Here is a 12,012-nt window from a genome sequence, read left to right as displayed (position 1 = left end):
CCGTCACGAGCGCTGTTGACAAGGCTCCGTCACGTCCACTAGAGGCGCCGGCCTACCCCGTGCCCAGATGGCGGAATTGGTAGACGCACCAGCTTCAGGTGCTGGCGATCGCAAGGTCGTGGAGGTTCGAGTCCTCTTCTGGGCACCATCGCTTTTCGGAGCGTTGAAATGCGGGGGATCGTTGGAAAGACGATCCCCCGGCATTTCGTCAAACAGATGAACAACATGGCATATTCTATGTGCGTCACCCAATTGGCGGGCAACACGCATTTGATGGGTGCTTGCCTTCAACAAGCCATCATTCGCCTGACGACGTAGAATTTAATTCTGCATTGGAGGTCTGTCACGTCAGACGGTGCAGATTCGTACCGCCTGCGCGAGAGCGGGCAGCGGATCGCCCGTCGGCACGAACTCATGCGCAAAATAGCCGGTGAAACCCATATCGGCGATTCCCGCGGCGACGCCGTGCCAGTTCACTTCCTGCGTGTCGTTCAGTTCGTGCCGGCCGGGGACGCCACCGGTGTGGAAATGGCCGATCCATTTCAGGTTCTGACGGACCGTATCGAGCAGGTCGCCCTCCATGATCTGCATATGATAGATGTCGTACAGCAGCTTCACGCGCGGTGAGTTGACCGCCTCCATCACCCGCGCGCCCCAGGCGGTGTGATCGGCCATGTAATCGGGGTGGTTCACCTTGCTGTTGAGCAGCTCGACGCAGATGGTGACGCCGTTGTCCTCGGCAATCTTCTTGACGCGGTTGAGGCCGGCGATGGTGTTCGCGGCACCCTGTTCATCGGACAGGCCACGGCGGTTGCCGGAAAAGGCGATCACGTTCGGCACCGACGATCGGGCCGCCTGCGGAATGCCGACGCGGAACGCCTTTTCGATGGCGGCGTGATTTTCGACCCGGTTCAATCCGTTGGCGATCGTCATGTTATCGGCCGCATAACCCATCGTGCAGCGCAGGCCGTGCCGGCGCGGCACATCGTAATCGGCCGGTTGCAGCAGATCGATGCCTTGCAGGCCGATCTTCGCCGCGAAGGCGCACAGATCGTCGAGCGGAATCTTCTCGTAACACCAGCGGCTGACCGACTGCTTCAGCCGCCCTGCCTTGGCTGGCGGCGTCGCGGCGAACGCCGTCTTGCCCGCCAAGGGCACGGCAGCGAGGGAGAGGGAAGAACCGATGAGCTGGCGTCGTGTAAGCATGACGCCACGATACCGGAACCGTCGATCACGGCAAGCGCCGCCGCTTACGCCTTATTTCGTCCGCTGCAGCAGATCGACCAGATCCTGTTTCCAGAACCGGGCGGCGGTGTGGGTGCCGTGGCCGCGCGTATCATCGCTCTCCGGTATCTGCCGGAACCGCGCGTCTTTCATGCGAGCGACGGCGCGCTGTGGCAGGTCGAGCTGGCGCGGGTTGATGAAGTCGTCGGCGGAATTGATCCACATCGTCGGCGTCGTGATCGCCTCTAGCCGCGCCCAGGGTGAATAGGTACGCGAAGCCTCGATCTGATAGATCAGGTCGTTGGCATCGGTCTGCGCGATCGAGGTGGCGACGCGTTGTTGCGCGAAGGCGGCGGCGGCGTCGCGGGTGGGATACTGCGCCTGGAAATAGAGCGGCGCGGCACCCGCGACGAACAACAGGCTGGCGGCGGTGCGCAGGCCCTGCACGGGCGGTGTGCGATACTCGCCGCCGGCCCAGGCGGGATCAGCCTTGATCCCGTCGATCGCCAGTTGCCGCCACATGCGGTTCAGCCCGGCGATCTCGACCGGCTCGCAGGCCAGCGGCATCAATGCGCGGACGAAATCGGGATGCGTCTCGCCCCAGACCAGACCGTGCATGCAGCCCATCGACGTGCCCATGATGAGCTGCATCCGGCGGATGCCCAGTCCGTCACGCAGCAGCCGATACTGCGCATCGACCATGTCGTCATAATCATAATGCGGGAAGCGCATGTGGAGGCCGTCAGAGGGCTTCGACGATTGTCCGTGACCGATACCGTCGGGCAGGATGATCCAGTAGCGGCGAATATCGAGCGGCTGGCCGGGGCCGTACAGTTCGTCGGCGAACTGCGGGCTGAGGAATTGGCGGCCGGTGCCGCCGGTGCCGTGGAGGACCATCACCGCATTGTCGATCTCACCACGTGCATCGCGATGCGGCTGCCCCAGCATGGTGTAGCCGATGCGCAGGTCGGGCATCGTCTCGCCCGAGCGGAAGCGGAAGTCGCGGATATCGTAGCGGCCGTCGCGGGTGGGCCACCGGGCCGCGGGCGGCGCGGGCGAGGTCGCGGCGGTCAGCGGCGGCGTCTGGGCGGGCGCTGGGGCCGCTTGGGCGAGCATGAACAACAGGAAAGACAGCATCGCCGCAGTCTGCGCCGGATCGGGCGTGCCGCCAAGCCGTCATGCAATGATGATTCAACCCGACGTCATCAGCGTCTATGGGCGATGCCATGATTGAAACCGCCCTGCATCTTGTCGTCGGCACGTGGTCGGATGTCGGCGGGCGCGGATTGTATGACGTGCGTCTGATCGATGGCGCATGGGTGGTGGGAGATGCGTTCGCCGACGCGCCCAATGCGTCGTTCGGGGTCCATGCGTCGCGCCATGGCCTGCATTATATCATCGACGAACATGCGGGGACGATCGGCGTCTTCTCTCATGATGGTCGCGGATGGGTCCGGATAACGACCATCGATGCGCGCGGGACGGCGCCGTGCCATCTGGCGCTGAACGACGATCAGACCTTGCTCGCGGTGGCGAATTACGGAAGCGGGAGCGTGTCGCTGTTCCGGCTGAACGTGCGCGACGGTTTGCCGATCGGTGACGTGCAAACCCATGTCCATCGGGGGTCGGGACCGAATGCCCAGCGGCAGGAGGGGCCGCACGCGCATTGGGTCGGCTTCGGCGCGGATGGCCGGTGGCTGTACCAGACCGACCTCGGCACCGATCAGGTGCTGGCGTTTCCGATCGATCGGCAGGGCGTGATGGGTCCACCGGCGATCGCCTTCGCAGCGGCGCCGGGTGCCGGACCACGCCATCTGGCGATCCATCCCCGGATCGGGGGCATCGCCTATCTGGCCAGCGAACTGGCGAACAGCCTGACGGTGCTGGCCGCCGCAGAGGGTGCCTTTCACGAGCGGCGGACAGTATCGACGTTGCCGGACGGATGGGTCGGGGAAAGCGCCGTCGCGCATGTCGCGGTCGATCGAGCGGGCACGCGCCTTTACGTGTCGAACCGCGGGCATGACAGCATCACCGTCTTCGCGCTGGACGCGGACGGGATGCCGACGCCGATCCAGCATGTCCCGGTGGGCGGGGCGTCGCCGCGGTTTTTCCTGCTGATCGAGGATCATCGGCTGATCGTGGTGGCGAACGAGCGGGATGGCACGCTGACGATGCTGACGATCGCGGCGGATGGCCGGCTGGGGCCGACGGGGGTGTCGTTGCCGATCCCCGGCGCCGCGTTCGCCTTTCGCGTTTAACCCATGCTGAAGCCGGCCATGCTGCGTTCGCCGGCATCGTCGCGATCGCGGCCGGCGAGCACATTCTCCAGTTCCGCCAGCGTATGGGGGACGTCGAGGTGCTGGGCACCGAGGAACAGCCGGCTGCCACCGTCCTGCGGGACGGCGTGGGACAGCTTGTCGATGTCGACCAGCGCTTTGCCCGATGGCAGAATATCGATCTGTACGAAACGCATATGTATCTCCTGATGACGACGATAACAGGCGATACCAGTTTTCGGGGCCGTATTCGCCGAAAGGCTGGTCTGCAGGCCGGTCCGCGTTAGTAATGGCGGATGCTGGCGGACCATCCCGATGTGCAGACCATCTGGTTCGTGGCCGAATGGCTGATCCGGCTGGGCGCGCTGACGGTGGTGCCGTTGCGGCGGTCGCCAGCGGCGGCGGCGAGCTGGCTGTTGCTGCTGTTCATCTTTCCGGTCGGTGGGCTACTGTTGTATCTCATCATCGGCCGGCCCGGTTTTCCGGCGGCACGGGAACGACGCTGGCGGACGCTCAGACCGTTTTTCGCCGATGTCGGTGCCATGCTGACGCGCGAGGCTGGCGGCGACGGTGGCGCGACCGCGGCCTTTGCGCATACGCTGGGTCGGCTGCCCTGTGTCGGCGGCAACGACATCGAACTGATCGACGATTACGATGCGGTGATCGACCGGCTGGTCGCCGATATCGACGGTGCGCGGTCGCAGGTCGATCTACTGGTTTATATCTTTGCCGACGATGCGGTGGGACAGCGCGTGGCGGCGGCGCTGGCGCGGGCGACCGCGCGCGGGGTGCGGTGCCGGGTGGTGTTCGATCCGGTCGGTTCACACAAGTGGCGACGCGGCACGCTGCGCCTGCTCCGCGACACGGGCACGGCGGTGCGCGAGGCGTTGCCCGCGCATCTGCTGCGCCGCCACGCCGCGCCGACATGCGCAACCATCGCAAGCTGTTCGTGATCGATGGCGCGATCGGTTATGCCGGATCGCAGAATCTGGTCGCCAAGGATTTCCGCCCCGGCTTCGTCAACCGCGAACTGGTCGCGCGCACGACCGGGCCGATCGTCGCCGCGATGGCCGCCGTCGTGGCCGGCGACTGGACGATCGAGGGACGCGGCGCGGTCGATCCGGCCCCCGTCGCCGTGCCCGCGCCGACTGGCGATGCGCGGTTGCAACTGCTGCCGAGCGGGGCGGATTTTCCGCTGGAGGGGTTCGAGACGCTGCTCGTCTGGCAACTGCACCGGGCATGCGATCGGGTCGTGCTCGTCACGCTCTATTTCGTCCCCGATGAGGCAGTGATCGGTGCCATGCGCTGCGCCGCCGCGCGCGGGGTGGCGGTGCATCTGGTGGTGTCGGCGGTGGTGGATCAACAGATCGTCCATCTCGCGCAATGTTCGTATTTCGAGGAGTTGCTGGTCGCGGGCGTGCGCATCCACCGCTATCGCGATTTCCTGCTCCACGCCAAGAATGTCGGGATCGACGGAACGCTGGGCATCCTGGGATCGAGCAACGTCGATCTCCGCTCGTTCCAGTTGAACGAGGAGGTCAGCCTGCTCCTCCACGATACCGCGCAGATCGCCCGGCTGGATCAGATCCAGGCGGGCTATATCGCGGCGAGCGACGAGGTTCGCCTAGACCAATGGCGCGCGCGGCCGCGATGGCGCCATCTGCCGGAAAACATCGCCCGGATCATGAGCCCGCTGCTGTAGGTTCAGACACAGCGGGTCATTATCTGGCGACGCAAGCGGCCCCCGCCCCGTTCAGATGTTCAACAACGCCGGATCGCCGCCCTGCGCGGTGATGTTGACCGAGACGGCGCGTTCGACCGCGTAGCGGAGCAGGGCGTGGGGGCCGCCCGCCTTTGGCCCGGTGCCGGACAATCCCTCGCCGCCGAACGGCTGCACGCCGACGACCGCGCCGATGATCGAGCGGTTGACGTACACGTTGCCGGCGGGGACCAGCGCGCGGATGCGTTCGGCGAAGCGTTCGATGCGGCTGTGGATGCCCAGCGTCAGCGCATAACCGGTATCGGCCAGCCCCTGCGCGATCGCCTCCAGCTCGTCCGCCTTGTAGCGATAGATGTGCAGGATCGGGCCGAACACCTCCTGGCCCAGGAAATCGGCGCGCGGGATTTCGGCGATGATCGGGCCGAAAAAATCGCCGCGCTGCCCCCATGCCCCCGGATCGAGCCGCGCGAGGATCGTCGCCTCGCTGCTGAGCCGCGCCCGGTGCTCCTCCAGCATCGCCAGCGCATCGGCATCGATCACCGGCCCGACATCGGTGGCGGCGTCGGCGGGATCGCCGATCACCAGCGCATCGAGCGCGCCGGTCAGCGTGGCGATCAATTCGTCCGCCGATTCCTCGGGCACGAACAATAGGCGCAGCGCCGAGCACCGCTGCCCGGCGGAACCGATCGCCGAGACGATGACGTCGTCGACCACCTGCTCCTTCAGCGCGGTCGTATCGACGAACATCGCGTTCAGGCCGCCGGTCTCGGCGATGAAGGGCAGGATCGGTCCGCGACGATTGGCCAGCGCGCGATTGATCGACCAGGCGGTTTCGGTGCCGCCGGTGAAGGCGACGCCGGCGATGCCGGGATGCTCGACCAGCGCCGCGCCGACCGTCGCGCCGTCACCGGGCAACAGCGCGAGCAGGTCGGGATCGAGGCCCGCCTTGTGGAACAGCCGCACCGCTTCGGCGGCGATCAGCGGCGTCTGTTCGGCGGGTTTCGCCAGCACTGCATTGCCCGCCGCCAGCGCGGCGGCGATCTGGCCGGTGAAGATCGCCAGCGGGAAATTCCACGGGCTGATGCACACGAACGTGCCGCGCCCGCGCAGTTCGAGATGATTGGTCTCGCCGACCGGGCCGGTCAGCGGTTGCAGGCCGTCGAACTGCTTTTCGGCGAGATGCGCATAGTACCGACAGAAATCGACCGCCTCGCGCACCTCGGCGACGCCGTCGTTCAGCGTCTTGCCCGCCTCACGCGACAGCAGCGCGATCAGCCGATCCATGCTCGCCTCCAGCGCATCGGCCATCGCGCGCAGCACCCGGCCGCGCGCGGTACCGCCCAGCGCATCCCATGCCGGCTGCGCGGCCGTCGCCCGCCGGGCCGCGAGATCGATATCAGCGGCCGTCGCGTCGCTGACCGCGCCGATCAACTGCGTGCGATCGACCGGGCTGGTCATCGGTCGCGGCCCCGTGCCGGCGAGCAGCGTGCCGCCGACGATCGGGCCGGCGGCGATGGTGTCCGCCGCGCCGACCTGCGCCGCGCGCGCCGCCACCGCCCGCTCGCTGTCGCGGCTGTAATCGCGACCGACCGGATTGGCCCGCGCCGCGCCATAGATATCGGCCGGCACCGGGATGCGCGGATGGCGATCGGGCTGCGCGCGGACGGTGTCGATCGGATCGCCGACCACCAGTTCGGCCGGCACCCGCTCATCGAGCAGCGCGTGGACGAAGCTGGTGTTCGCACCGTTTTCCAGCAGACGGCGAACCAGATAGGGGAGCAGTTCCTCATGCCCGCCGACCGGCGCATAGGCGCGTAGGCTCAAATTGCCGCCGGCTGCTTTGTACAGCGCCTCGCCCATGCCATGCAGCCGCTGGTGTTCGATCCGCACCCCGCGCTGCGTCGCCATCAGGCTGACGGCGGCAAGCGTGTGGGCGTTGTGCGTCGCGAATTGCGGATAAAGTGCCGGGCTCGCCTCGATCAGCGCGGCGGCGCAGACAAGATAGGAAAGATCGGTCGCGGGCTTCGTCGTGAAGACGGGATAATCGGGCCGGCCGGCGACCTGCGCGCGCTTGATCTCGCTGTCCCAGTACGCGCCCTTGACGAGGCGGACCATGATCCGCCGGCCAGTGGAGCGCGCCAGCGCCTCCAGCCCCTCGATCACCGCCAGCCCGCGCTTCTGATACGCCTGCACCACGACGCCGAGGCCGGTCCAGTCGCCCAGTTCCTCCTCGCGCGCCAGCCGATCGACGAGGCGTAGCGAGATGACGAGGCGGTCCGCCTCCTCCGCATCGATCGCGAAGTTCAGGTTGTGGCGCGCGGCGATCAGCGCGAGGCGCTTCACGCGTGGATAGAGCTCGTCCCAGACACGCGCTTCCTGCACCGCTTCGTAGCGGGGGCAGAGCGCCGACAGCTTTACCGATACGCCGTGGCCATCCTCGGGCGACAGGCCCGGTGCGCGGGCGCGGCCCACCGCTTGAATCGCATCGGCATAGATCGTTTCGTAGCGCGCGGCGTCGGCGGCGGTGCGCGCGCCCTCGCCCAGCATGTCGAACGAGCACAGATACCCATCCTTCCTCGCCCGGTTCAACGCATCCTCGATCGTGCGGCCCAGCACGAACTGTTCGCCCATCATCCGCACCGCCGCGCCGACCGCCTGGCGGATGACGGGTTCGCCCAGCCGCGCCGTCAGCCGCTTTACCCAGCCGCCCAGATCGCGCTTCGCCTCGTCATCGACGTCGATCAGCTTGCCGGTCAGCATCAGGCCCCACGTCGATGCGTTGACGAACAGACTGTCCGATCCGCCGAGATGGCTGGCCCAGTCCGCCGCGCCGATCTTTTCCGCGATCAGCCGGTCGCGCGTCTCGGCATCGGGGGTGCGCAACAGCGCCTCGGCCAGGCACATCAACGCCAGCCCTTCCTTGGTGCCGAGCGAGAATTCCTGCAGGAAACTCTCGACCACGCCCTGCTTCTTCGTCGAGGCGCGGGCCGCCTGCACCAGCGTCACGGCATGGCGCGACACGGTTTCGCGGTCCTCCGTGTTCAGCGGCACGGCGCGGAGAAGGGCGGCGACGGTGTCGCTCTCCTCACGGTATTTGGTGGTGTCGAGGCGGTCCCAGTCAAAGGTGCGAAGCATGGCGATGATCCGATAAGGTGATCGTTCGCCTATATCCCGGTTTCCGGCGGAGGTGCTTTGTGATTATGTCCTTCCCGACGAAGCAACGGGTTCAAACAAGGTATAGACCGAAGGATCTTCAGGCGATGGATGCGATGGATCGCAAGCTGCTCCGCGCGTTGCAGGACGACGGGCGGATCACCAATCAGGCGCTGGCCACCCGGTGCGGCCTGTCGCCCGCCGCGTGTTTCGACCGGGTGAAGCGGTTGCGCGCCAGCGGGTATATCGTCGGCTATACTGCGCTGCTCGATCCGGTGAAGCTGGGCCGCGCGCTGATGATCTTTGTCGAGGTGCTGCTCGACCGGACATCGGACGACGTGTTCGCCGCCTTTGCCGCGCATGTCGAACGGCTGCCCGAGGTGCTGGAATGCCATATGGTCGCGGGCGGGTTCGATTATCTGTTGAAGGTGCGCGTCGCCGACATGGCCGCCTATCGCGTGTTCCTTGGATCGACGCTGGTCGATCTGCCCGGCATCCGCGAGACGCGGACCTATGCGGTGCTGGAGGAGGTGAAGGCGACGACGCACCTGCCGATCTGACCCGTGCGACTGAACACAGGTTATCTTTTCATCATCTAACGGCCGAGCCACGGCACCGAAGCCGGTGGCCGTCGTTACGGGGGCGATGTCATCGGAGGCGGTCTTGGTCGGAAACATGGTCGGTGGAACGGAGAATGCGCCCGTCATCGTGCTGCTGCACGCGCTGGGGGCGAGTGCCCGCTCGTTCGATGCGGTGGTCGACCGGCTGGCAGGCTTCGCCTGCATCGCGATCGACCTGCCCGGTTTCGGCGATGCGGCCGGCGATGCGGGTTTCACGGTCGAGGAAATGGCCGATCATGTCGCCGCGATCGTCCGCGCGCGGATCGACGGGCCGTGGATGATCGTCGGCCACAGCATGGGCGGCAAGATCGCGACGATCCTGGCCGCCCGATCGGCGCATGGTGAATTGCCGGGCTTGGTCGGTGTCGTGCTGATCGCCGCCTCGCCGCCCTCGCCAGAGCCGATCGACGACGATCGCCGCGCGACGATGATCGGCTGGGCCGCGAAGGGGCCGCTGAACGAGGATGAGGCGACGAAATTCGTGAGCGACAACGTTGCCGCGCCGCTGCAGGAAGCCGTCATGGCGGCGGCGGTCGCCGATGTGCGCCGCTCCGATCCCGCCGCATGGCTCGCGTGGCTGGAACGCGGCAGCCGCGAGGATTGGTCGAGCCGGATCGGGGTCCTTCACGTCCCCGCGCTGATCGTCGCGGGATCAGAGGATGGCGATCTGGGCGAGGCCAATCAGCGGCGGCTGAATGCGCCGCATTATAAACAACCCCACATCGCGGTTATTGATGGTGCCGCACACCTGATGCCGCTGGAAAAGCCGGCGGCGGTGGCCGATTTGATTCGCCAGCACGTCGCGACAGCGATGGCGACGCAACCGACGATCCCGTCGCATTTCGCGCGCCTGATCGCGTATGACCGGGTCAGTGCGAGGACACGCGCGATCCTGACCGATCGCGCGCACCCGGATCCGGTAGATTATGTGCCGCAGGTCCTGTCAAACTGGCAGTTGGCCACGCTCCGCGCAGTCATGACGCGAGTGATCCCGCAGGAGGACGGTGCGATCGATCTCGCGGCGCGGATCGATGCGCGGTTGCATGCGGGTGAGGGCGATGGCTGGCGCTTTGCCGACCTGCCGGCCGATGCCGATGCGTATCGGGCGGGTCTCGACACGCTCGACCGGGCGGCGGGCGATGGTGGATTTGCCGGACTGGATGACGAACGACGCGACGCGCTGTTGATGCGGATCGAGGATGGCGATTGCCCCGCCGCCCCGGACGCCCCGTTGTCGCCCGCTCAGATGGCGCTGTGGTTCGAGGATGTCCGCGCCGATGGCGTCCGTATCTGGCTGGCACATCCGGCGACGATGGCACGGATCGGCTATGACGGTATCGCCAGTGGCGGCGACGGCTGGCGCAAGCAGGGCTTTGCGAAGACCCGCGCCGACGATCCGGAACACTGGGAACCCCGCGCGATGAAGGAGCGCCTGCGTTGAAGCTGGATCACATGCGTCGATATGCCGCGACCGATATGGTCGATGCGGTGGTGATCGGCACCGGTGCGGGCGGCGCGCCCCTACTCGCACGGCTGGCACAGGCGGGCCTGAAGGTCGTCGCGCTTGAGGCCGGTCCCAATTGGGAACCCGGCGATCATACCCCCGACGAAACCGCCGCCAGTGACATCTACTGGATGGACGAGCGGTTGAGCGACGGCGCGATGCCGCAGGCGTTCGGCGGCAACAACAGTGGCACCGGCGTTGGCGGATCGACGCTGCACTGGGGCGCCTTCTGCCCGCGCCCCGATGCGCGCGACCTGCGGCTGCAATCGCTGACCGGCGACGGCGTTGACTGGCCGATCCGTCATGACGAGCTGATCGCGTATATCGAGGAGGTCGAGCGCTTCATCGGCGTGTCCGGCCCGGCGGATTATCCGTGGGACAAGGCGCGGCGCTATCCGTTGCCACCCGTTGCGCGCAATGCATCCGCCGATGCGATGGCGGCGGGCTGTGCGGCGCTCGGCATCGCCACGACCGATGCGCCCGCCGCCGTTGTATCGCGCGACTGGCAGCAGGAGGGCGGTGACCTTCGTCAGGCGTGCGTCAATTGCGGCACCTGCCATCAGGGGTGCCGCAATGCCGCCAAGACCAGCATGGACACCACCTATCTGCCACTCGCCGTCGGACACGGGGCCGAGATCAGGCCCGGCTGCATGGCGACCGGGGTCGAGCGCGATGCGCGCGGCCGCGTCACGGCGGTGGTCTATGTCCGTGACGGGATCGAGCATCGCCAGCATTGCGGCGCGGTGTTCCTGTGCGGCGGCGGGGTGGAGACACCGCGGTTGCTGCTCCATCTCGGCCTCGCCAATTCCAGCGGGCAGGTCGGGCGCAATTTCATGGCACATGTCGCGACGCAGGTCTGGGGTCGCTTCGATGCGGAGATGCGCTGTAATCGCGGTTATCCGTCGTCGCTCATCAGCGAGGATATGGTGCGCGCTGCCGGGGCCGATTTCACCGGCGGCTATCTGATGCAGAGCCTGGGCGTCTTGCCGATGACGCTGGCGACGACGATCGCGCGCGGCGGCCGGCGCTGGGGTCGCGGCCTGACCGCGCTGATGGACGATTACCTTCACCTCGCCGGGATCGGCATCAACGGCGAATGCCTGCCGCATGACGACAATCGCCTGACGCTGGCGGACGAGACGGACGCGTTCGGCCTGCCCAAGGCGCGCGTGACGTTCGGCTACAATGCCAACGAACAGGCGATCGATGCCCACGCGACCGACACGATGACCGCGATCTGGCGCGCAGCCGGCGCACAGGACATCATGGTGCTGCCGCGGGCGGCGCATACGATCGGCACTTGCCGGATGGGCGATAACGGCGACGTGGCCGTCGTCGATCCCTGGGGCCGCAGCTTCGACATCGACAATCTGTGGATCTGCGACAACTCGATCTTCCCGAGTTCGCTCGCCGCCAATCCGGCGCTGACCATCATGGCGTTGAGTTTGCGGACGGCGGACCGGTTTTTGAAGGGCGCGTGACATCTATTGGCTACGGCATATCCGCCGGGATATA

Annotated in this window: 10 protein-coding genes and 1 tRNA gene; 7 read left to right on the top strand and 4 right to left on the bottom strand. The window is 66.8% G+C overall.

From position 1 onward, the window contains the following. Positions 1-61: 61 nt before the first annotated feature. A tRNA-Leu gene (locus ASG67_RS11210) sits at positions 62-148 on the top strand. 200 nt (positions 149-348) lie between these two features. Here ASG67_RS11210 and ASG67_RS11205 read toward each other — a convergent pair. Together ASG67_RS11205 and ASG67_RS11200 are read right to left on the bottom strand one after the other, a co-directional pair. Then, a complete protein-coding gene (locus ASG67_RS11205; RefSeq protein ID WP_056529872.1) occupies positions 349-1,206 on the bottom strand; it encodes a hydroxypyruvate isomerase family protein in 858 nt (285 codons plus the stop codon). Between the two features lie 51 nt (positions 1,207-1,257). After that, positions 1,258-2,361 carry an alpha/beta fold hydrolase gene (locus tag ASG67_RS11200; protein WP_056529869.1) on the bottom strand — a complete coding sequence of 368 codons (1,104 nt, stop codon included), beginning with the start codon at positions 2,359-2,361 and terminating at the stop codon, positions 1,258-1,260. Positions 2,362-2,450: 89 nt separating this feature from the next. On the opposite strand from ASG67_RS11200, the gene ASG67_RS11195 reads away from it, so the two are divergent. After that, positions 2,451-3,482, top strand: coding sequence for a lactonase family protein (locus tag ASG67_RS11195; RefSeq protein WP_156460769.1), 1,032 nt, complete (start codon positions 2,451-2,453; stop codon positions 3,480-3,482). Here the strand turns inward: ASG67_RS11195 and ASG67_RS11190 are convergent. Then, positions 3,479-3,697, bottom strand: a complete 219-nt coding sequence (locus tag ASG67_RS11190; RefSeq protein WP_056529862.1) for a hypothetical protein — start codon at positions 3,695-3,697, stop codon at positions 3,479-3,481. The genes ASG67_RS11195 and ASG67_RS11190 overlap by 4 nt on opposite strands. A gap of 99 nt (positions 3,698-3,796) precedes the next feature. On the opposite strand from ASG67_RS11190, the gene ASG67_RS19760 reads away from it, so the two are divergent. Beyond that, the gene (locus ASG67_RS19760; RefSeq protein ID WP_321163537.1) at positions 3,797-4,453 is read left to right on the top strand and encodes a PLDc N-terminal domain-containing protein; all 657 of its coding nucleotides are present in this window, start codon (positions 3,797-3,799) and stop codon (positions 4,451-4,453) included. Then, positions 4,426-5,202 (top strand): phospholipase D-like domain-containing protein, encoded by a 777-nt coding sequence (locus ASG67_RS19755; protein ID WP_321163536.1) that lies wholly within the window; start codon positions 4,426-4,428, stop codon positions 5,200-5,202. The genes ASG67_RS19760 and ASG67_RS19755 overlap by 28 nt, the downstream gene beginning before the upstream one ends. A 51-nt stretch (positions 5,203-5,253) precedes the next feature. Here ASG67_RS19755 and putA read toward each other — a convergent pair whose 3' ends face one another. Next, complete coding sequence (gene putA, locus ASG67_RS11180) at positions 5,254-8,355, bottom strand: bifunctional proline dehydrogenase/L-glutamate gamma-semialdehyde dehydrogenase PutA (protein WP_056529860.1); 3,102 nt, start codon at positions 8,353-8,355, stop codon at positions 5,254-5,256. A 65-nt stretch (positions 8,356-8,420) separates the two neighbouring features. Between putA and ASG67_RS11175 the strand changes: the two genes are divergently transcribed. The 3 genes from ASG67_RS11175 (at position 8,421) to ASG67_RS11165 (ending at position 11,978) form a co-directional block, all read left to right on the top strand. Then, the gene (locus ASG67_RS11175) at positions 8,421-8,933 is read left to right on the top strand and encodes an Lrp/AsnC ligand binding domain-containing protein (protein ID WP_082543473.1); all 513 of its coding nucleotides are present in this window, start codon (positions 8,421-8,423) and stop codon (positions 8,931-8,933) included. A 103-nt stretch (positions 8,934-9,036) separates the two neighbouring features. Continuing rightward, positions 9,037-10,434: an alpha/beta hydrolase gene (locus ASG67_RS11170; protein WP_235535167.1), complete on the top strand. Its 1,398-nt coding sequence runs from the start codon at positions 9,037-9,039 to the stop codon at positions 10,432-10,434. Beyond that, the gene (locus tag ASG67_RS11165) at positions 10,431-11,978 is read left to right on the top strand and encodes a GMC family oxidoreductase (protein ID WP_235535166.1); all 1,548 of its coding nucleotides are present in this window, start codon (positions 10,431-10,433) and stop codon (positions 11,976-11,978) included. The genes ASG67_RS11170 and ASG67_RS11165 overlap by 4 nt, the downstream gene beginning before the upstream one ends. Positions 11,979-12,012 lie beyond the last annotated feature (34 nt).

Origin of the sequence: Sphingomonas sp. Leaf339 (genome assembly GCF_001426195.1) — a bacterium.
In the GTDB taxonomy this organism is placed as follows: domain Bacteria; phylum Pseudomonadota; class Alphaproteobacteria; order Sphingomonadales; family Sphingomonadaceae; genus Sphingomonas.
The sequence above is the reverse complement of the archived record's forward strand: the minus strand, read 5'-3'. Positions and strand labels throughout refer to the sequence as shown.